The following is a 20667-nucleotide window of genomic DNA, read 5'->3' as shown; positions in this document are numbered from 1 at the left end:
CCTGGACAACGCCAGGTTCCACCACGCCAAGGCTTTGAACGATCTTTATGCCCCCGGCCAGGCTCTGGAGCGCATCATGCCTATCTACATGCCCCCGTACGCCCCCGATCACAATCCCACAGAACACGTGTGGAACGCCGCCAAGAACAATATCGCCAACCTCCGGGGGGTCGCCCCGGAGAACACCTTCGCGGCCTTCACCGCCTACATCACCAACCGCACCTTCGACTACGACTTCGAGCACCTCCCAGTCACACCGCCACACACCGATCTTGTTTAATTCCAGCCATAGTAGTCCGGCCACTCCATCGTGTTGTGCACTCGAAGCCAGCGCTCCTCGGTGCGGAGGCGCTGCCACGCCTGGAGCGTGCCCCTGGAGTGGACCGGGTTCGTCCAGCTCCCCACCACATAGGCCGGGACGCCGATATTCTCCACCGCGGCGATCTTCTCCGCCCAGTACTCGTTGAACAGCGGGTACCGCTCCAGCATCGCGGGAACGTCCTCGATGCGGCCCTGGCCATACGTCTCGGAGATAATGGACTCGTTGAAGGCGGTGTCGGGGATGCCCCCGATGCACACGTCGTTGCGGTACATGTCGATGAGCGCCTCCCACGGCGCGATGGCGGTCAGGTGCGGCGGGCGCTCGGCGGCGATGAACCACTGGAGGATCGACAGCTGGGAGTTGCCGGTAAAGGCGAACCTGCCGTTGGACCACTCCTGCTCCGCCGCCCATTCGACGAAGTCGTAGCCGTCCCGGGCGGACTGCTTCCCCCAGAACAGGTAGTCCCCACCGGACTTGAACACTCCCCGAATGTCCGGCGTGAGCACCACGTACCCGGCATCGCACCAGTAGCCCGGATCAGGGGCCTCGAATGGCTCCCACCTGGTCGTGGCGCTCCGGGGGATGTCAGACCGTGCGGGGATCTGCCCGACGGACTGGCTCCCCGAGAGCTTGCCGTAGGGGCTCCACGCCGTGACCACCGGCAGCGGGCCGTCCTGATCCGCAGGCCGGAACACGTCGGTGTAGATGATCGTCCCGTCCCGCATCGGCACGGCCACGTCGCGCTGCCAGATCATGTCGCAGGGGACCGGCCTGTGCCCCCGGGACCTGACTGATCCCCTGACGATCTGCTCCACTCTCCCCGCCTGAAAGCCGGGGTAGCCGGCCTTCGGATCTGTAATCGGCGATATGGGGCGGAAGATCTTCTCAATGCCCTGCGGTGCTGATACGACGCTCTCGGTCATGTACTGGCCTCCGTGTCGTTCTATTCGTTGGCGGTTCCCGTCAGTGCGGGCAGCATGATCTGATCGACCAGGCCGATGATCTGGTCCTCGGAAAGCGGGCCATCACCGAGCAGCGCCATGTTCATGACGATGGCGCCCGGGACTCGAGTCAGCAGCTCCGGGGCGCGGGTCGAGCGGAGCTCTCCGCGGAGCACGCCTCTGTCGATGACGCGAGCGAATGTATCGTCCGTGGTCCGTCGCAGAGCGTCACTGAGACGCTGCGACGGAGCCCGATGAGCATCGTCCGCCAGGACGAGACCGGCCAGGACGCGCGCGTGCGTCGGCGTCAAGGCGGCCATGATGGAGCGAACCGATTCAATAAGGTCGCCTCGGAGCGATCCGGTGTCGGCCGGTTCGGACTCGATCGCCTTCATCTCGCGATCGACAACGGCGGTCAGAAGCGCCTCCTTGTCGCGGTACCGGCGATACACCGCGGGCGTGGTCGTGCCTGCGCGCCTGGCGACCTCGGAAATCGACATCGCCTCCTGCCCCACCTCGGCCACCAGCTCGAACGCGGCCGCCAGCAGGCGACGGTTCACCTGCTCGCTCTGCGGTCTCCCCCGGAGCCGGGGCCCGGTCGTTCCACCCATAAAATTACGATATAGCATCGTAACGTTTGGTGCAAGCGGGCCCGCATCGGGGCCAGTACGGGAGCGAAGCGATCCCGCCCGTCACTCCTCGGCGCGGCGGACCTCCACCAGCCAGGGGCAGCGGCGGCGCAGGAGGTGCTCGAAGCGGGCGTGCATGGTGATGACGGCGGCCGGGCAGTCGTCGCACGCCCCCTCCAGGCCCACCTCGACGACGCCGTCGTGCACGCTGCGCACCACCAGCGCCCCCCCGTGGCTGCGGGCGAAGGCGCCCACCGGGCCGTCGGCGATCTGCCTGGCTGCGGCCTCCAGGACCTCGTCGGGGCCGACGTCGTGCGCCCCCGCCACGCCCCTCCAGGAGCGGGGCGCCCCCAGCGCGTCCACGAGTGCGGTGCGCACCCGAGCGCCCTCCCGGCGCCAGCTGCGGCCGTCGCCCAGCAGGGTGAGGACGGCGCCGTCCTCGACCTGGACGGCGCTCAGGGTGCCGTCGTCGAGCAGCCCCTGGAGCAGCGCCGGGGCGTGGGCCACCCCTCCGGTGAAGGGCAGCAGACCATCGGGAACCACCCACCGCAGCACGTCGGGGTCCGGCGTGGTCAGCGGGTGTGTGGGCACAACGGGCACGGCGGCCTCACATGAGCATGGCGACGACGACGCGCGTGAGCGCCGCCATCACCCAGGCGGTTGCGAGCATGTAGCCGTAGGCGATGAGCGGCCACTTCCAGGTGCCGGTCTCCCGCCGCATGGCCCCCGCCGTCGCCATGCACTGCAGGGCGTAGACGAAGAACACGAGGATCGATGCCACGGTGGCCGGGTTGAACAGCAGGTCCCCGGCCCGGTTCGTCACCGTGTCCTCGCGGAAGGTCATGGTCTGCAGGTGGGAGGTCGGCTCGTCGGGGTCCTCGGCGGCGGCGATCTGCCCGAGGGTCGCCACGAAGGTCTCGCGCGCCGCCAGAGAGGACAGGATCGCCACATTGATGCGCCAGTCGTAGCCCAGCGGCTCGAAGACCGGCTGCACCACCTTGCCGACGGCCGCGCCCCACGAGTTGTCCATGGTGTAGGAGGTCTTCTGGGCCTCCAGGAGCTTGTCGAGCTCCTCGGGGTCCGTGACCGTCTCGCCGTCGTCGTTCGTCACGGTCGACGACGACGGGTCGTCGGCGGCCGCGGAGATGGCGGCGCACTCGGGGGTGGCGGCGCAGTAGGAGTCGAACTGGGCGTCGGAGCGCATGGGCACGTTCAGCAGGACCCACAGGATGATGGTGGTCGCCGTGATGATCGTGCCGGCCTTCTTGGCGAAGCCCTTGCAGGCGTCCCACACCATGACGGCCACGGTCTTGGGGCGGGGCAGGCGGTAGGGCGGCATCTCCATGTAGAAGGGCAGGAGGACCCCGCCGCGGTCGGTCAGGCGCTTGACTACCCAGGCGGCAATCATGGCCGAGACCGCGCCCAGCAGGTAGAGGGCGAACATAATGGTGCCGCGTGCGCCGAGGGGGCCGATCTTGGCGTCGTCGTCCACGAGCAGGGAGATCATAATGACGTAGACGGGCAGGCGGGCCGAGCAGGTCATCAGCGGCGCCGCGAGCATGGTGGCGACCCGGTCCTTGGCGCTGGGCAGGGTGCGGGTGGCCATAATGCCCGGGATGGCGCAGGCGAAGGACGACAGCAGCGCCACGAAGGCCCGTCCCTCCAGGCCCGCCCGGCTCATGATCCGGTCCATGAGGAAGGCCGCGCGCGACATGTACCCCACGCCTTCCAGGAGGGCGATGACGAGGAACATGATGATGATCTGGGGGATGAAGGTGAGCACCGAGCCCACGCCGCCGATGAGGCCGTCCCCCAGCAGGCCGGCCAGGAGCGGGTGGGAGTCGTCCAGCAGGTTGTGGACCACCCCTCCCAGCGCGGTGAAGGCGCCCTCAATGCCGTCCTTGAGCGGCTCTGCCCAGGAGAAGATCGCCTGGAAGAAGAAGAACATAATGGCGAAGAAGACGATGCTCCCCGCCACCGGGTGCAGCAGGACCCTGTCGATGGCCGCCGTCGTGCGATCCTCGTGGGGCGGCTGGAAGTCGGCCGCCTCCAGGATCGAGTCCGCCCAGGAGGCGAACTCGGCGGCCTCCGTGGGCGGGGCGATGGGGGATGTCGGCCAGGTCGCGGTGCTGGCCAGGCGCTCGCGCAGCTCGGGGATCCCGATGCCGCGGTTGCCCAGGACGCGCACGGCCGGGACGCCCAGGGCGCGGCCCAGGGCCTCGACGTCGAGGTGCCCGGCCCGCTTGGTCAGCTCGTCGGTCATGGTGATGGCCAGGCAGGTGGGCAGGCCCAGCTGGAGGGCCTCGGCCAGGAAGGCCATGCCCCGGCGCAGGGTCGTGGAGTCCAGGACGACGATAAGGGCGTCGGGCGCCTTGACGGAGGAGAGCTGGCCGTCCAGGACGTCGCGCACGATCCGCTCGTCGGGGCTGATGGGGTCCAGGGAGTAGGCGCCGGGCAGGTCCTCGATCGTAATGGTGTTGGTGGCGCTGCCCTCGGGCAGCTTGCAGGTGCCCAGGGAGCGCGAGACCGTGACCCCGGGGTAGTTGCCGGTCTTGGCGCGCAGGCCGGTCAGGGCGTTGTAGATGGAGGTCTTGCCGGCATTGGGGGCGCCCGCCAGCGCGGCGCGGGGCGCGGAGGCGTCGACCGGCCCGGAGGCTGAGCCGCAGTGGCAGGAGGGGCCGGCGTCCGCCGATGCGACCTGCGAGTGGGTCGAGCAGGGGCAGTCCGGCGCGTGCTCGGACGCGCGGCCCGGGCGCTCCTGGACCCCGGTGCTGCCGGACGGCGAGCCGGCGTCGGTCAGGGGCAGAGGCTCGTGGTCGCTCATCGCTCAATCTCCTCGACCTTGACAATGCTCACATCGGCCTTGCGCATGCTGATCTCGTAGTCCGCCACCCGGAAAAGGAACGGGTCGCCCAAGGGCGCACGGCGCAGGACCTCGACGGTGCGGCCGGGGATGAAGCCCAGGTCCGTCAGACGCTGCGCCAGTTGTGGTCCCCGATCGGTCTCGATGGCGAGGATGCGTGCGCGCTGCCCGGGGCGCAGCGATGCCAGTGTCGGTGGTGACTGCGGTGATGACGTGACCTCCTGGTGATGCGTGTCGGTGGTGGTCGGTTTGGTCTGTGGCGCAGTGGCAGCAGTCACGATGCTCCTCGGGGTTGACGTCACACGGGGCGTCCCGCACATCACTATTTAGGTTAGTCGTTCCTACTTGACAATGTCGACATATGAGTATTAGACGTGCCTTACCTTTCTGACCGATCGGGTCCGGGCGCGTGCGGCTGGGCGCCCGGAGGCCCGGCCCTGTCGCCTCGCCGCCCCCGCGTCCGCCGCCCTCCATCGGTGGGCACTCCGCCGGCGAGGGGCTCGCCGCCCCCGCGTCCGCGTCCGCCGCCCCCGCGCCCCTTCGCCGAGATCAGTTCACTTCCGCGTCGAGATCGGTTCATGGCGTCTGCCGGATGCCCGCCGGGCACCGCTGCGCCCAAGAAGCACCGGCGTCGCGTCCCGGCCCCGTCTGGGGCGGATGCTCTCCCGCTCGGCGAGGCGGTCGCGCATCCTGTCGGGCTCGCCTTGACCCTGACCCTGCGTGAGGGCGGAGTCTGAGCGCATGAACGACTTCTTCAACGCCTTCGAGGTGAGCCCGGTTCCCGCGCCCACTGAGAACGCCCAACCGCCCGAGCCCTTTCGCGGCATCTACGGCATGCCGATGTTCGCGACCGTCTCGGCGCAGGACCTGGCGCGTTCGGTGGAGTTCTGGACCGAGGGGCTCGGGTTCTTCGTGCTGTTCAGCATTCCCGGCAAGCTCGTGCACCTGCGTCGCTGGGCCTTCCAGGACGTGCTCCTGGTTCCCGCCGGCGAGGAGGCGTCGTCGTCGCCGTCGTCAGTGCCCGCTGCTCCGGCCGATCCGGCCGTGCACCCGGATCCTGCGCTGACCGTCAGTCTCGCCTGTGTACTGAGCCAGGTCGAGGCGGCTGCCGAGGCCTGCGAGCGGCTTCGACCGGGATGCGTGCAAGGGCCCCGAACCGCCCTGTGGGGCTCCCGGGAGATCGAGGTGACCACACCCGAGGGCGTGCGCGTCATCCTCACCGCCGCCAGGCCTCTCGACCCGCACAGCGAGCAGGCCGGCTATATGGAGCGCATCGGGATCCGAGTCCCCCGGGCGCCCGAGGAGTCCTAGAGGCGTGAGTCCGCCAGAGTGCGAGCCGGGCAGAGTGGGCGGCGGGCAGAGTGGGCGGCGGGCCCCGACGTCAACGGAGCTTCGTGGCGTGAACGTGCCTTATCTCCCGTCCTCCTGGGGGTAAAGCGCAGAAGGACGGGAGAAAGGCACGTTTACGTTGGAAAGGTACGTTCACATTCCGGCATGTCCTGGGCGGGCGCCGGTGCGCCCGGGACGCTGCGCCCCCTCGCGCCTCTTGGTACTCATAGCCCCTTTTCATCGAGATCGGTCGAGTTCCGCGTCGAGATCGGTTCGAGGCGCCGGTCTGATGCCCGCCGGGCGTCGCTGCGCCTCGGAAAGTGATCATCCCACGTACTTTTAGCGTTCCTACCGCTCGGCCCGCACCACCAAACTGCGGAATCGCGCCGGTCCTCGCCGCACCCGCGGCCGCCGAGCGGGTTAAAAGTGCGTGGGATGATCACTTTCCCCACCCTGGTCCAGTGGAGGCGGCAGCCAGACGCCCGCAAGACTCCGCGGACCGCACTCAAGCCGGAATACGACCGATCTCGACGAAGGGGAGCCGCGGGGGCCGGTCGAGGAGGGCCCGACCCGCCCACCACCCCCGGAATCAATCACCCAGGGGTTCGGTGCTTCCGGTGGGTGCGCCACGGGTCGCCGTCGCTGCTCAGGACTGGAAGCGCGCTCCAGACGTCGGGTCGGCCAGCCAGGCCAGGGCCGCCTGGACGCGGGAGGGAGTGGAGACCGACAGGGGCTCCGGAAGCGACTCGAGGCGGAACCAGCCCACCTGCGTCGACTCGTCGTCGGCCACGTGGGCGCGCGACGCGGTGCCGGGGCGCGGCCGCCCCACAAAGTTCATGTCCATGAAGACGCAGTTGTCCCCGTTGGGGAAGGTCATTGGCCTGCCCGCACCCACGCTGGCGAGGGCCAGGATCTCGACGTCCACGCCGGTCTCCTCCAGGCACTCGCGGCGGGCCGCTATCGCTGGCTGCTCGCCGGGCTCAGGGATGCCGGAGACCACGGCCCACTGGCCGCTGTCGGCGCGCCGCCCCAGCAGGAGGCGGCCGGAGTCGTCGACGACGACGATGCTCACGCCGGGCAGCCACAGCTGGTCGTGGCCGATCTTCTGCCGCAGGGACACGATGAACTCGGGGGTCGCCATGACCCGAGCCTAGATGATGACTCTGGGGCTGGGCGGGGAGGCTCTCTTGGCTCGGTCCCGCGGTCTCCGCCCCCTTTCGTCGAGATCGGTCGTATTCCGGCTCGAGATCGGTAGATCTCCGTGCCGAGATCGGTTCAAGGGGCTGAGCGGGCCCGTCGCCTCTCGCGCGGTCGTACCTTTAACGTACGACCGCGCGACCTGGGGTGCGACCGCGAGGTGCGGGCAGAACCAGTCGGCTCTCCAGGCCCCGGAGGGCTCTTGGAGGGTCGGCTCGGCCGGAAAAGGTGGTTCCTACGCACTTTTGAGGTGACCGGTGCTACCGTACTCGATGAGGATCGGCGGGATTCCGCGGTTCTGCAGCGGGACGGCAGCGCGGACCAGTGCTAAAAGTGCGTGGGACCCACCTTTTTGAGGGGCCGCAACCCCAGCGGGCGCCGGGCCGGCGCCTCGGACCGATCTCGAGCCGGAATACGACCGATCTCGGTGCGGAATACGACCGATCTCGGCGAAGGGGCTGCGAGGGACGGGAGCGCGAGCGGCCGCAGCAGAAGCCCGGCGCCGTAATGGCTCCCGCCCGCATGCTCCTGACCCCGATAGCATCGGGAGCGCCACGACGCCGAGAGCGTCGCCGGCAGACCGGATCGAGGAGTCTCATGATCACCATCGTCGCCACCTTCACCGTTCCCGAGGCCAATCGCGAGCGTTTCGCCGAGCTCGGCCGACGCCTCGTCGCCGGCAGCCTCGCCGAGGCCGGCAACATCTCCTACCAGCTCGTCGTCGCCCGCGAGGACGCCGGCGCCTTCGCCTTCATCGAGGGCTGGGCCGACGCCGCCGCCATCGACGATCACAACAGCTCCACGCACTTCACCACCCTCATCCCGCAGCTGGTCGAGCTCTCCAGCGGCGACCCCGTCATCACCCAGTACGAGGCCGTCTGAGGGGTCGGCCGGGCCCGCCGCGGGCGCGGAGGCGGGCCTCAGCGGGGCCGGCTCGGGAGCCTCAGCGGGGCCGGCTCGCGGCGACCCTGCGGGCCCGCTCGGCCCAGGCGTCGGCGCGCTCGTCCAGGCCGCCGCCCTCCCACGTCCCGCCGGCGTGCTCGACGGCGCGGGCCAGCAGCCAGTCGGCCACGGCCGGGTTCTTGGGCAGCAGGGAGCCGTGCAGGTAGGTGCCGATGACATGGTCGGCGCGGGCCCCCTCGGTGCCGTCCTTCCCGTTGTTGCCGTCGCCGGAGCGCACGCGCCCGAAGGGCGTGACCCCGGGCGCCAGCGTCGTCAGGCCGGAGTGGTTCTCATAGCCGACGATCCGCCCGAACGCCTTCGACTCCAGCGTGATGTTCCCGATCAGCCGCCCCCTGCCGGCCACGGTCTCGGCGTCGAGGACCGAGATGCCGGGGATCTCATCGCCGGTGCCCGTGACGAAGCGGTGCCCGAAGAGCTGGTAGAGCCCGCAGATGACGAGCATGGGCACGCCGTCGGCGGCCCAGGCGCGCAGCTGCGGGCCGCGCTCCACCAGGTCGGCCTTGATGCGCTCCTGCCCGGAGTCCTGCCCGCCGCCGCCCACGAGGAGGTCGACGTCGTCGGGGAGCTCGTCGCCCGGGTCGTAGGAGAGCAGGTCGACGTCGTACCCCGCCCACTGCGCGCGACGGGCCAGGACCAGGGTGTTGCCCCAGTCGCCGTAGATGTTCATGTCGCGCGGGTAGAGCTGCAGCAGGCGCAGGCGCCCGCGGGCGGCGCCCTCGGTGGCGTGCGGGTAGGTCGGCTCGCTCATGTCAGGGCCTCCTCGACGTCGGTGAGCTCGGCCAGGTGGGCGCGCAGGGCGAGCATGGCGGTGTAGGTGGTGAAGATGCGCATGGGACGGCCCACGCCGTCGTCGGCGGCGGAGGCGGCTCGACGCAGGAGCGCCACGGCCCGGGTCAGGTCGGGCTCGACCGTGCCGATGGGCACCTCGTCGTAGCGCAGCCGCAGCGCCATGTCCCAGGCGCGCACCCCGGTGACCACGGCGACGCCCTCGTCGCGCAGGCCCGCGAACTCGACGTCCCACAGCCAGGACATGTCGCGGCCGTCGGCGTACTCGTCGTTGATGGCGATCATGACCGACTCCGGGCCGCCGGCGCGCACGGCTTCGGCGGCGGTGAGCAGCCCCATGCGGAAGCCAGCGGGGTTCTTCACCAGTGAGAGCTGCACGTCGCGGCCGTCCAGGGTGAGGACCTCGCCGCGCCCGAAGGCCGCCTGGACGCCGGCGAGGGTGGTCAGCAGGCCCGTCAGGTCGGCCCTGTCGCCCAGCGTCTCCAGGGCGACGGCGAGGGCCGCGCAGGCGTTGAGCTGGTTGTGGATGCCGGGGATGGTGAAGGCGATGTCGTGGTCGGCGCCGTCCACGCGCACGACGGCGTCCTGGCCGCTCAGGGACTGCAGGCTCACGCGAGGCGCCGGGGGCGTCGAGGTCTCGGGCGCGGCCGGAGCGGCGGCCGACGTCGTGGAGCCGCCGGGCCCGGATTGACCAGTCTGCTCGGCCTGCCCAGATTGACCAGTCTGCTCGGCCTCGGCCTCCTCGGCGCGGTCGGCTCCGGCCCGGGGGGCCTCACGACGGGCCTCCTCGGCCTGCGCCGCCCCGGTGCGCAGGTCGTCGTCGGAGACGAACAGGGAGCGCAGGGCCGGGCCGGCGCCGAAGGAGGCGACGCGGACGGCCAGGTTCCCGGTGAAGGCCTCGGAGCCCAGGCGCGGGTCGTCGGCGTTGACGACGACGGAGCCGGTGGTCGCCAGGGCGACCTTGTGCAGGAGGGAGGCGGTGTAGTCGATCTCGCCGAAGCGGTCGAGCTGGTCGCGCATGACGTTGAGCAGCAGGGCGTGGCGGGGCCTGATGAGCCGCACGAAGCGCACCGCGTGCGCCTCGTCGAGCTCCAGGACGGCGACGTCGTGATCCAGGCGGCCGCCCGCGTCGACCTCGGTGAGCAGCGAAGCCAGCACCCCGCGCACGAAGTTCGACCCGGACCGGTTGGTCAGGACCCTCAGGCCCTGCTCGCGCAGGAGCTGGACAACCATCTTCGTCGTCGTCGTCTTGCCGTTGGTGCCCGACACGACGACCACGCCCATGGGCAGCTGGCCCAGCGTGCGGGCCAGGAAGCCGGGGTCGATCTTCTCGACGACGAGGCCGGGCAGCGCGGTCCCGCCTGAGCCGCCGCCGCGCAGGCGGGAGACCCGGCGGGCGGCGCGGCCCAGGGCCACGGTGACGCGGGAGCGCAGGGACGCGGCGGGGGAGAGGTCCATGGGTGCGGCTCCTGCGGGTCGACGACGGGGCGGCGCTAGTCTAGGGCCACCCGCGGGCGGGCGCGTCGTCCGTGCGGCCTGCGGTCCGGGTCTCGGCCCGGCCGCGCTGTCGTCTTCGCCCCGGCGGTCCGCGGATGGGAAGCGAGAGGTTATGGCCAGGAAATTCGTCACATGGACCGTTGGGACCGAGGTGGGGCACAGTGAGGGCTTCGACTGGGAGCAGACTCCCGAGTCGGTGCTCGCCGAGCTCACCCGCTACCTGACCGATCCCCGCGTCCTGAGGGACAACACCTTCTTCTCCTGCGGGGTGTGGGCCCTGCCCGAGGGGGCCGACAACCTCACCGAGGTCGACGCCGATGATCCGGCTCGCGCCAGCTACCTGCAGGTCGGCGGACGCTGCACGGATCTGACCCTGGAGATGCGGGTGGCCGATGAGGAGGGGCACGTCCACTACACCGTGGCCCGCGAGCCCGTCCAGGATCCCGATGCCTGGACCGAGCTGTCCTGGATCATCGGGAAGGAGTCCACCTACACCACGAGGCTGCACCCCGAGGAGATCATGACCGGCGAGCAGGCCGTGCCTTTCTTCCGCGACTACGTCCTGCGCGGCGCCCTGCCGAGCCCCGAGCTCCTGCGCCCCATTGACGTCTGAGCCGGGCACTGGGCTCCCGCAGCCCCTTTTCGTCGAGATCGGTTCACGCTCGCCTCGGTATCGGTGGGTCACCGATGGGGAATGGGGGATGCAGCAGGGTGGCCAGAGCTGTCGCAGTCCGGGACAAACGGGATCCTGCGGTCCCGCGCATCGTGAGAGAGCCGCGTGATTTCGGCGGTCGGGTCGAGGTGTCCGGAGGCTGTCCAGGCATTTCTCCCAGGAACTGGGCATTCGACCGCTTCCGGGGACGGGTTGTGGTCTGGCGCTGTGTACGAGACGGGGCCGCGGCTGCTCTGAGATCGCTCTGAGGGGCTGCGCAGAAGGGTTGCACGTGGGAGAGAAGGGCCCACCAGGATGAATGTCGATTTTCCGCATGATTCCGCGATTCTCTGACGCACGTCGAGGTTGGTCGCCGGCTCCCATGTGCGCATAGGGGGGTCTGTGCACACGGGAGCGCGTCGACCAGTCTTGACAATGCGGGCAGATTCGCAGAATCCCAACGAAAACTCGCTCCCATCCCGTCGGACCGCCTCTCTCCCATGTGCAGCCCGCCTTCGCACGGACAGGGGACGCGTCGTCCTTGCCGTCGCCACCCTCGCCCGTGCAGCCCGCTCCGCGCGGGCGGGGGACGGGAGACGGGATCATCCCCGCTCGCGCGGGGGTGCAGCCCGCCTCCGCGCGGGCGGGGGCCTCTGCATCAGGGCGCCGATACGGGCCGAACCGCATGCGCGGACGTCGTCGGGGTCGGCGCTCTTGACCGCACGCCTCTGCGACGGGCGAGCACGCCCCAGCTCTTGCGCTTCCGTCGCGACGGGAGCAACATGTACTGTGTACATGTTTTACATGTCATGCATGTCGTGCGTGACGAATAACGGCAGGAGCGCTTCATGGCACCTCGAAACCCGGCCCACATCGGGCCCGACGGCAGGGGATTCTTCGGGACGGTCACCGTCGGGCAGCACGGGCAGGTGGCCGTACCGGCCCGGGCCCGCAAGCATCTCGGCCTCGAACCCGGGGATCAGCTTGTGGTCCTGACAGACCCCGCCCAGGGAATCGCCCTCATCCCCCTGAGATTCGTGCTGGACCGAGCTCCGGACGACCCGCTCTCCGTGCTCGTGCGCTCCGCCCTCGGCGGGCCGGCGCCGAGTGGGTCGGGCGCTCCGCCCGGAGCTCCGCCTGGGGCCCCGGGCCCGGCCGCAGGTTCGGCCGGGGTTCCGGCGCCGGCGTCGGACACCGCCCCGGTCCCGGGTGCCCCGGCCGGTTCGGACACTCCGCCGCCTGCCTCCGAGCCGCTGCCCGAGGGGAGCTGAGATGAGCCCGGCGATCGTTGTCGAGAACCTGACCAAGACCTACGGTGAGCTCGCCGCCGTCGACTCCGTCTCCTTCGAGGTGAACTCGGGAGAGATCTTCGGCCTGATCGGACCGAACGGGGCCGGCAAGACCACTCTTCTGGAGTGCCTGGAGGGGCTGCGCGCGCCCAGTGGCGGGAGCCTGCGCGTGCTCGACGTCGATCCGACCCGCCCCACCCCGTCCTGGCGCGCACGTATCGGGGCCCAGCTGCAGACGGCGGCTCTGCCCCCGAAGATCAAGGTGCGCGAGGCGATGGACCTGTTCGCCTCCATGTACGACCGCCCCGCCGATACCGATGAGCTCCTGGAGGAGCTGGGAATCGCCGGCAGGCGCGACGTCTACGTCGAGAAGCTCTCGGGCGGCCAGCGCCAGCGGGTATTCATCGCCCTGGCCCTGATCAACCGGCCCGAGCTCGTCTTCCTCGACGAGCTCACCACCGCTCTCGACCCGCAGGCGCGCCTGGCCATGTGGGACGTGGTCCGCTCCATCGGCGACCGCGGCACCACCGTGCTCATGACGACCCACTACATGGAGGAGGCGGAGGCGCTGTGCGACCGGGTCGGCATCATCGACCACGGGCGCCTCATCGCCCTGGACACGGTGCCGAACCTGGTCGCCTCCCTGGGGGGCGGCGCGGAGATCCGGCTGCGCACCTCCAGCCCCATTCCCGCGGCGCTCCTGGAGGGCCTCGACGGCGTCTCCAACGTCTCGGTCCGCGACTGCCAGGTGCGGCTGCACTCGGAGAGCACGCGTTTCCCGCAGCAGATGATCGACACGATCGAGAGGACCGGACCCACGGTGAGCGATGTGAGCGTCTCGGCGCCCTCGCTGGAGGACGTGTTCCTCACCCTGACCGGCCGCTCGATGCGCAAGGAGGACTGAGTCGTGAGAACCTTCCGTCAGCTGTGCAGGGTCACCTTCATGCGCACCCTGCGAGAGCCCGCAGCAGTCATCTTCTCGGTCGCGTTCGCGCCGGTGTTCGTCGTCGTCATGGGGCTCATCTTCGGCAACAAGCCGGCTCCCGAGTTCGGGGGGCAGGGATTCCTCGAGGCGAACTTCACGGCGTTCCCCGGGATCGTCATCTCCATCTCCTCCGTCGTCATGGTGCCCATCGACATGGCGACCCAGCGCAGCGCGGGGGTGCTGCGGCGATTCCGGGTGACCCCGCTGAGGCCGGGGCTCTACCTCGCGGCCGACGTGCTGTCCCGCACGGCTCTCACCTTCCTGTCCATCGCGACGATGTACCTCATTGTGATCGCGGCGTTCGGAGTGCGTCCCGATTCGGCGGCGGCGCTGGTCTCGACGCTCGTCGCCACCCTGCTCGGGCTGACCGCCTTCCTCGCACTGGGATACCTGGTGGCGTACCGGCTGCGCGCCGTGGGGGCGGCGCAGGGGCTCGGCAATATGCTCCTGTACCCGCTCATCTTCACCTCGGGCGCCGCCGTGCCGCTGGCCGTCCTGCCCGAAGGGGTGCGCTCGGCGGCCCGCTTCTCGCCCCTGACCCAGCTCACCTACCTCACCCGGGGACTGTGGGCCGGCGACGGCTGGGGCGCGCACTGGGGGTCGGCCGTCGTCCTGCTCGGCTTCGGGATCGTCTGCGGCGCGCTCGCGGCCCGGCTCTTCCGCTGGGAGTGAGCGGGGCGCCGGCGGCGGGCCCCGCGGTGTCGGCGGGCCCCGCCGCTCCGCCCGCGCCGTCGCCCTCCACGAGATCGGTTCACTTCCGCGTCGAGATCGGTCCGGTTCCGCCTCTCCCTCAGCCGGTCAGGCCGCGCTGATGACCGAGCCCTGGTCGGGGCGCGCCAGTCGGCGGTGCGCTGGCGCGGCGCGCCGGCCGGGGGCGTGCTGCCGGAACTCCTCGAAACGGAGCGGGACTCCCCGGGCGACGTCGAGGTCGGGGCCGTCCATGGCCTGGATGTGGAGATGGGGCTGCGTCGAGTTGCCGGAGTTGCCGCAGCTGCCGACGGCGGAGCCGGTTTCCGGCTCTCGGGACGGAGAGGGGGGAGACGCCCCTCCATCGCCGGGTCGTCCGGGAACGCGTTGCCCAGACGCTTGAGGCGCGGGAGGTGAAGAAGGCGTAGGTCCGGCCCGAGGCCTGTGCCGCCTGCAGGGCCGGCTGTCAGGGGGCGAGGATCGCCTCACCGTCGGCGAGGATGGTGGCCCGGGCCGCGCCCTCGCTTCGCAGCGACTCGATCACATGGCTGGCGACGGCGAGGCCATCCGCATTGAGCAGGCCGTCGTGGACGCCGACGACGAGCTTCGGCCGCAGGGCGCGCACGTAGCGGATCAGGTCGGCGACGCGCAGCCACGGGGCGTCGACCGGGGTGACCAGGGCGGAGAGGCGGTCCGGCGGGACCGGGTGCTCGTCTCCGGTGACGAGCACCCGCCCATCGATCAGGTAGGCGCGGTTCGCCGGGCCCGGGAGTGTCGGGTGCACCTCGGCGTGGCGGTTGCCGGCCACCTGGACGGGCAGGGTGCCGATGCGCAGAGTCGTGCCCGTGACCGCCTCGTGCAGGCCGTCCTCGCCTCGGGCGCCGAGTCCGCCGAGCTCATCGAGCGCGTCCCCCGGCGCCCAGACGGGAATGCCGCGACGCAGCGCCTCCTCGACGAGGTCGGGGTCGAGGTGGTCGGAGTGACGGTGGGTGATGAGCACGGCGTCGATACCATCCAGGCCGGGACGGCGCCCGAGCTGCCCCGGGTCGAGCAGAAGCCGTGTGCGGCCGTCGTCGATCGTCAGACAGGCGTGGTGGATCTTCGTCACTCGGATCGAGACTGGCACGGGGGCAGGTTATCCCGGCGGCATGTGTGAGGGGTGGCGTGTGCTCCTCGGCGCAGCGGAGCGGGGATGCGGCTGCTCTGGCGGGCTCTGAGACGGGGACTGCACATGGGAGAGGAGGGCCCTACCGGGTCGAGTGCCCTTTTTCCTTACGATTCTGCGGTTTTCTAATTTACGTCAAGACTGGTTGTCGCGCTCCCATGTGCGCAGACCCCCCTGTGCGCACGTGGGAGCGCGACAACCAGTCTTGACGATACGGGCGGATCCTTGGAATCCCAACGAAAACTGGCATTCGCTCCATCGGATCGCCTCTCTCCCAAGTGCGAACCGTCTTCACACTCGCCTCCGAAGGGTCCGGGGAATCGGTCTGAGCGGTGGCGGAGTGGCCACCTGGCGGGATTCGAGGGCCAGCGGGGCATGATCGGGCCGATCGGGCGCGGTGTCTACTGGGCTCCGTGTCCCCTCGATCGGGCATGGCTGTGGGGAGCCACTCGGCGGCTGCCGAGTGGCTCCCCTGGCAGGCGACTCATCAGAGCCACTTGCTGAGGGCATCCACAAGGACACCGATGGCCCGGGTCAGGCGAGCGAGGCTGGTCACGTCGCTCACCTTCCGGGCCGTCATCTTGCCCCTGCGGACTTTGGCATGTCGGCCTCTCGGCTTGGACGCGGCCCCCGTCTCCTCCCCGGCAGGACGCTGCTTGATCCGGGGAAGGGTGCTGAGGAAGGCCTCACCAGCATGCCATAGCAGCTGCGCCGGCGGAGGCGCATAGTCCCCGAATTGGGGCACGACGACTGGGCTATTGGCGTCGGCCGTCTCCGCCGCACGTGGAGGGCCTGGGCTGGCTCCGTGCTGGTGTTGCCCGGCTGAGTGCCGCGGGCCGGCTCCCCGGTGCTGCGCCGCCGGGGCCGGGCCGACGACGCGGCCGAGCCTCGCCGCCGAGTCCGCGCTCCGCCGCCGTTGGGGCCGGGCCGCGGACGCCCGGGCTCAGTCCCCCCGGGCCGCGCCGGTCGCAGCGGCCTCCGGGGCGCTCTCCGGGGCGCGGCGGAACCCGCGGTGGATGAGGACGAAGACGAGCACGGCGACGAGGACCGCGCCCCCGACGGCAATGGGCAGGATGGGCGAGAGCCCGTACATGGCCGTGCCCGCTGTGGGCGAGACGACGTAGGTCAGCCCGTTGGTCGCGCCGATCAGGCCGGCGAGCCCGCCCTGCTCCTCGCGATTCATGAGCAGCGTGGGACCCGCCGTGTAGCCGGGCATGGCGATACCGACCCCGACCCCGATCACCGTTACCGCGATGACAATGGGCGCGAACCCGCTGTCGATGGCGAGCAGGGCGAAGCCCGCGGCGCCCAGGCAGGTGCCGACGCGCAGCAGGGTCGAGGGGGCCCACTTCGAGCGCGGCACGATGACGCTCTGGGCGAGGACCATCCCGATGCCGGCGGCGAGCAGCGCCCCGCCGGTGTAGAGGCCGGTCGTGTCGGCGTCCAGGCCGAGGCGGTCCTGGACGAGGAAGCCGGTGACGACCTGGATGAGGCCCAGCGCGGTGAACATGCCGAACCCGGCGACGAGGAAGGGCCAGACCCGCGGGTCGAAGGGGCTGACGTGCGCGGGGTCCTCAACCAGCTCGGTCCGGGCCTCCCGCCGCAGGACGAGCACCACCACCAGCAGGCCCGCGAGTAGGAACACCGGAACCATGTCGACCGACACCATGAGCGAGATCCCCGACAGCAGCCCCCCGACAAGGGCTCCGGCGATCGACGCGATGCCCTGAGAGGCGCCGACGCCGGCCATGCCGCGCACGCGCTCCTCCTCGCTGGAGGTGATGTCGGCGATGTAGGCCTGGGCGGTCGGGAGGATCGCTGCGAGCGCCGTGCCGAAGAGCATTCCGCGGATGAGGACGAACAGGATGAACAGCGGCGTCTGGCTCAGGGCCCCGTTGACGCCCATGGCGGCGACAATGGCGAAGAGCACCATGGCCGCGGTGCAGATCGCCAGGGCGGCGACGAGGACCGGCTTGCGCCCCCACGACTGGGAGCGCCGCCCCCAGATCTGGCTGGTGAGGACGACCATGACTGCTGCGACGCTGATCGTGAGGCCGATCTGCCACTCGTCCAGCCCGACCTCCCGCGACAGCGGCGCGATCACGGGGTTGAGCGTCGTCTGTCCCAGGTAGGCCAGGAAGACCGCCGCCAGGACGACCCCGACCTGCGAGGACGCCCCTCCGCGGCCTGCCCGCTGCGAAGCGCTCATACTGTGCTCTCCTTTCCTGTCACCTTCCGCCCGGAGCCGCAGCCCTGAGCCGCGACCCGGGGCTGCGGTCCTGGGCCGGCTCCCGAGCCGTCGGGCCCCGGGCGGGCGTCGGGTCCCGACGGGCGGCTCGGTGCGGTCCCGATCCGTGAGCCCGTTCCCGACGGAACGAGGGCAACCCTATATGAACGGCATTCTAATAACAAGATGCGGCGCCAGATGGCGGCGGATGGGCGCCGGTCAGCCGGTCGAGCCGGGGCCGGGGCCCGCATTGCGGCCGGCACCGGCAGCGGCACTGCGGTCGGGGCCGGGGGCGGCACTGCGGCCGGCGCTGCGACCCGCGCCGAGCCCGGCCTCAAGGCCGTCCATGAGCCGTTCGAGGACGAAGCGGTAGTAGCGGTCCTGCGCTGCCTCGATCTCCTCGGCCGAACCGGTGAACTGGCTTACCAGGTCGTTCATCATGAGGGAGATACCGGCGCTGTCGGGGGCGGCTCCGCTGAGGTCCCGAATGAGGGTCGCGTGGTCGTGGGGGCCGTCGTCCTCGTGCAGGAGCCGGTCGTCAACGGTGGCGATCGTCATCAATGCGGTGTTGACCAGGGAGGCGTACGCCAGGGCCGTGTCCCGGCCGAAACCCGCTCGCTGCAGTGAGGCGATCCCGGCGTCCATGACCGGCGCGATCCCGGGGAAGGCGGGGCCGTGCAGCAGCAGCCACCTGGCCGTGCCCGGGTAGGCGGTCAGCACGGGCCGGACCGGGTAGAGCGCCTCGCGGAACCACTGGCGCCACGGCATGACGACTGTCGGCAGTCCCACGCGGGCGAGGACCCGTTCGACGACGTGGCGGCTCAAAGCCTCGCGGCCGCCCACGTGGTGGTAGATGACCGAGGGGGCGACGCCGAGCCTCTCCCCGAGGTCGCGCAACGACCACGCCGCCAGGCCCGCTCCTCGTGAGAGCTCGACGGCGGCGTCGATCACCTTGTCCGCGTCGAGACCGACATGGTAGGAGTCTCGCCGTCCGGTCGCACCGCTCCTGCGCTTGGTCATCGCTGCTCCTCCTCGTCCCTCGTCACGTGTGCCGCCGCCGTGCGCATCCCGCCGTCGTCCCGGTGGCGGCTGGGCTGCTGCCGGCGCCGGTGTTCGACCGATCTCGGTGCGGAATACTACCGATCTCGGCGAGGGGGGTGGCGGGGGCGGAGCCTAGCGCTTCGGCTCGACGACGAGCAGCGCTCGCGGCTCGATCTCGACGGTCAGTGAGCGGGTCGTGCCGGCGGTGTCGCCATCGAGCTCGAAGGGGACCGGCCTGTCGGTCGTGATCCGCACGCGGGAGGCCGACGTCGTCGAGAAGCCCTCCTGGACCCGCCCGGTGAGGATCTGAGCGCCCAGCCGTGCCCAGTCCACGACCCGGTCGGGGTTGGCGAGCATGAGGTCCACCTTGCCGTCCGACGGCGAGGCCTGTGGGAAGAGCGGCACCCCGGCGGTGATGGTGCCGACGTTCCCCAGGAGCGCCATCACCGCCTGGTGCTCGGCGGGCTCGCCGTCGTCGAGCGTGACGGTGGCGGTGAACGGGTCTGGCGCCGCGTTCTGCACCGCGGCCAGAGCGTAGGCGCCCGAGCGGATGACCTTCTTGAGGTCGTCGCTCGTGTCCTCCATGATCTGCGCGTCCAGGCCGATGCCGGCCATGACGACGAAGCGCTGGGTGAGCGGGCCGTCGCCGTCCGGGCCGTCGGTCTCGCAGCGCACGACGTCGATAGCCCCGGCGCGCCCGTGCAGGGCCAGGCTCAGGGCGGCGTCGGTGTCCAGGGGCACCCCCAGGTTGCGGGCGAGCAGGTTGCCGGTGCCCGAAGGCAGGAGCGCCATGGGTGTGCCGGTGCCGGCCAGCTCGGAGGAGACGGCCCGCACCGTCCCGTCGCCGCCGGCGACCAGGACGAGGTCGACGCCGGCCGCAAGCGCGCGCCGCGCCGGCTCGTGGCCGGGGTCGTCAACGGTGGTCTCCAGCCAGAGCGTCGGCTTCCAGCGTGCGGCGCGCACCTCGGCCTCGACGCGGCGGCGCAGGAGGGACAGGTCGTCGAACTTGGTGGGGTTGAAGACGATGGCCGCACGCTTGCCTCCACTGTCGCGGCGCAGGCTCAGGCGCGCCCAGGCGGACAGGATCGAGTCGACCCCGCCCACGCTGAGAGCCAGGTTCGCCATGGCGATGCCGAGCAGCAGGCCGCCGACAATATCGGACGGGTGGGCCAGACCCATGAGCCACTGGCACGCGGCGGTCAACAGCACCGCGCCGGAGCCGATGGCGGTCCACTGGGCCACCGAGATCGTGCCCCGCCGGTGCGCGCGGGTCAGGGTCACCAACACCCAGGCCCCCAGGGTCATGGCGGTGACGTGGCTGGCCGGGTAGGCGCCGCCGATGTGGGAGATCGAGTCGGCGAAGACCGTGTGCGGCCGAGGCCGGTGGGTGGCGAAGGCGATGAGCGTCTGCAGAGGGATGCCCATGGCGGCGACCGCCAGCGCCAGGGAGAGGCGTCGCATGCGGCGTCGGAAGGAGAAGACGGCGACGCTGGCGATGGCGAGGAGGATGAGGAAGGGGTGGGTGACCAGCGAGAGGGCCTCGGCGACCTGGCCGAGATAGGAGCGCGGCCGGAGGAGGGGAGGAGGGATGTGCGTGTCGAGGACGGCGGCGCACCCGGTCAGCGCCAGACAGCTCCAGGCGAGGAACAGCAGGGCGAACAGCACCGCCAGCGTGGCCTCAGGCAGGTGGCGGGGAAGCGCGCGCAGCGCCCTCGAGATACGGGACATCGCCGCGATCTCCTCCCACTATCTATCGCAAGGACACGTGCGCTCCATGCTACAGAGGCGGGCTGCCGGACACTCCGGCGGCTGGTGTGGTGACGACGACGGTGGGCGGCCGGGGCCTGGTGGCAGCCGGCGGTGCCCGGCGACTCGAACCGGTCTCGAGCCGGAGGTGGGCCGGTCTCGAGCCGGAGGTGGGCGTGTCAGTGGCGGTCGGTGTCGATGACGTCGACGCGCACGGGTTCGTCGGCCAGGGCCCCGATGACGGTGCGCAGGGCCCGGGCGGTGCGGCCCGAGCGGCCGATCACCCGCCCCAGGTCGTCGGGGTTGACCCGCACCTCCAGCAGGTCCCCGCGGCGCAGGGACCGGGAG

21 protein-coding genes are annotated in these 20667 nt (G+C 70.8%); 7 read left to right on the top strand and 14 right to left on the bottom strand.

Annotation, left to right across the window (positions count from 1 at the left end; all coding sequences use genetic code 11):
* Positions 1–280, top strand: a 280-nt coding sequence (locus O145_RS13285) for a transposase (protein ID WP_229118572.1), incomplete at its 5' end; no start/stop codon positions are given.
* Here the strand turns inward: O145_RS13285 and O145_RS13280 are convergent.
* The 5 genes from O145_RS13280 to O145_RS13260 all read right to left on the bottom strand — a co-directional run bounded on the left by O145_RS13280 (position 277) and on the right by O145_RS13260 (position 5033).
* Positions 277–1245 carry a CocE/NonD family hydrolase gene (locus O145_RS13280; protein ID WP_052375166.1) on the bottom strand — a complete coding sequence of 323 codons (969 nt, stop codon included), beginning with the start codon at positions 1243–1245 and terminating at the stop codon, positions 277–279. The two genes, O145_RS13285 and O145_RS13280, sit on opposite strands and share 4 nt — an antisense overlap.
* A 20-nt stretch (positions 1246–1265) precedes the next feature.
* The gene (locus O145_RS16685; RefSeq protein WP_169740361.1) at positions 1266–1874 is read right to left on the bottom strand and encodes a TetR/AcrR family transcriptional regulator; all 609 of its coding nucleotides are present in this window, start codon (positions 1872–1874) and stop codon (positions 1266–1268) included.
* Positions 1875–1955: 81 nt separating this feature from the next.
* Entirely contained in the window at positions 1956–2492 is a 537-nt protein-coding gene (locus tag O145_RS13270; RefSeq protein WP_043563807.1) for a NifU family protein, read from the bottom strand.
* Positions 2493–2499: 7 nt separating this feature from the next.
* Positions 2500–4716, bottom strand: coding sequence for a ferrous iron transporter B (feoB, locus tag O145_RS13265; RefSeq protein WP_043563805.1), 2217 nt, complete (start codon positions 4714–4716; stop codon positions 2500–2502).
* Complete coding sequence (locus O145_RS13260) at positions 4713–5033, bottom strand: FeoA family protein (RefSeq protein WP_229118571.1); 321 nt, start codon at positions 5031–5033, stop codon at positions 4713–4715. The genes feoB and O145_RS13260 overlap by 4 nt, the downstream gene beginning before the upstream one ends.
* A gap of 463 nt (positions 5034–5496) precedes the next feature.
* Between O145_RS13260 and O145_RS13255 the strand changes: the two genes are divergently transcribed.
* A complete protein-coding gene (locus O145_RS13255; protein WP_043563803.1) occupies positions 5497–6066 on the top strand; it encodes a VOC family protein in 570 nt (189 codons plus the stop codon).
* A gap of 664 nt (positions 6067–6730) precedes the next feature.
* On the opposite strand, the gene O145_RS13250 is transcribed toward O145_RS13255, so the two are convergent.
* Positions 6731–7225: an NUDIX hydrolase gene (locus tag O145_RS13250; RefSeq protein ID WP_043563802.1), complete on the bottom strand. Its 495-nt coding sequence runs from the start codon at positions 7223–7225 to the stop codon at positions 6731–6733.
* 653 nt (positions 7226–7878) lie between these two features.
* Here O145_RS13250 and O145_RS13245 point away from each other — a divergent pair.
* A complete protein-coding gene (locus tag O145_RS13245) occupies positions 7879–8163 on the top strand; it encodes a putative quinol monooxygenase (RefSeq protein WP_043563801.1) in 285 nt (94 codons plus the stop codon).
* 61 nt (positions 8164–8224) lie between these two features.
* On the opposite strand, the gene O145_RS13240 is transcribed toward O145_RS13245, so the two are convergent.
* Together O145_RS13240 and O145_RS13235 are read right to left on the bottom strand one after the other, a co-directional pair.
* Positions 8225–8992 (bottom strand): type 1 glutamine amidotransferase, encoded by a 768-nt coding sequence (locus O145_RS13240; RefSeq protein ID WP_043563800.1) that lies wholly within the window; start codon positions 8990–8992, stop codon positions 8225–8227.
* Entirely contained in the window at positions 8989–10488 is a 1500-nt protein-coding gene (locus O145_RS13235) for a Mur ligase family protein (RefSeq protein ID WP_043563799.1), read from the bottom strand. Before O145_RS13235 ends, O145_RS13240 begins: the two co-directional genes overlap by 4 nt.
* Positions 10489–10678: 190 nt before the next feature.
* On the opposite strand from O145_RS13235, the gene O145_RS13230 reads away from it, so the two are divergent.
* The 4 genes from O145_RS13230 (at position 10679) to O145_RS13215 (ending at position 14125) form a co-directional block, all read left to right on the top strand.
* A complete protein-coding gene (locus O145_RS13230; protein ID WP_043563797.1) occupies positions 10679–11140 on the top strand; it encodes a hypothetical protein in 462 nt (153 codons plus the stop codon).
* Between the two features lie 887 nt (positions 11141–12027).
* Entirely contained in the window at positions 12028–12450 is a 423-nt protein-coding gene (locus O145_RS13225; RefSeq protein WP_043563795.1) for an AbrB/MazE/SpoVT family DNA-binding domain-containing protein, read from the top strand.
* Between the two features lies 1 nt (position 12451).
* Positions 12452–13372, top strand: a complete 921-nt coding sequence (locus O145_RS13220; protein WP_043563793.1) for an ABC transporter ATP-binding protein — start codon at positions 12452–12454, stop codon at positions 13370–13372.
* Between the two features lie 3 nt (positions 13373–13375).
* Positions 13376–14125: an ABC transporter permease gene (locus tag O145_RS13215; RefSeq protein WP_043563791.1), complete on the top strand. Its 750-nt coding sequence runs from the start codon at positions 13376–13378 to the stop codon at positions 14123–14125.
* Between the two features lie 126 nt (positions 14126–14251).
* On the opposite strand, the gene O145_RS17625 is transcribed toward O145_RS13215, so the two are convergent.
* The 6 genes from O145_RS17625 to O145_RS17620 form a co-directional block, all read right to left on the bottom strand.
* Positions 14252–14395 carry a hypothetical protein gene (locus O145_RS17625; protein ID WP_229118570.1) on the bottom strand — a complete coding sequence of 48 codons (144 nt, stop codon included), beginning with the start codon at positions 14393–14395 and terminating at the stop codon, positions 14252–14254.
* Between the two features lie 211 nt (positions 14396–14606).
* Positions 14607–15266 (bottom strand): MBL fold metallo-hydrolase, encoded by a 660-nt coding sequence (locus O145_RS13210; protein ID WP_043563789.1) that lies wholly within the window; start codon positions 15264–15266, stop codon positions 14607–14609.
* A gap of 982 nt (positions 15267–16248) precedes the next feature.
* A complete protein-coding gene (locus tag O145_RS13200) occupies positions 16249–17514 on the bottom strand; it encodes an MFS transporter (RefSeq protein ID WP_043563785.1) in 1266 nt (421 codons plus the stop codon).
* Between the two features lie 237 nt (positions 17515–17751).
* Positions 17752–18552, bottom strand: a complete 801-nt coding sequence (locus tag O145_RS13195; RefSeq protein ID WP_084682622.1) for a TetR/AcrR family transcriptional regulator — start codon at positions 18550–18552, stop codon at positions 17752–17754.
* Positions 18553–18705: 153 nt separating this feature from the next.
* Positions 18706–20301, bottom strand: coding sequence for a bifunctional phosphatase PAP2/diacylglycerol kinase family protein (locus O145_RS13190; protein WP_043563782.1), 1596 nt, complete (start codon positions 20299–20301; stop codon positions 18706–18708).
* Between the two features lie 197 nt (positions 20302–20498).
* Positions 20499–20667 (bottom strand): KH domain-containing protein (locus tag O145_RS17620; RefSeq protein WP_156966772.1); only part of this gene is annotated, 169 nt, incomplete at its 5' end.

Origin of the sequence: Actinomyces israelii DSM 43320 (genome assembly GCF_000711965.1) — a bacterium.
Taxonomy (GTDB): Bacteria; Actinomycetota; Actinomycetes; order Actinomycetales; family Actinomycetaceae; genus Actinomyces; species Actinomyces israelii.
The sequence above is the reverse complement of the archived record's forward strand: the minus strand, read 5'-3'. Positions and strand labels throughout refer to the sequence as shown.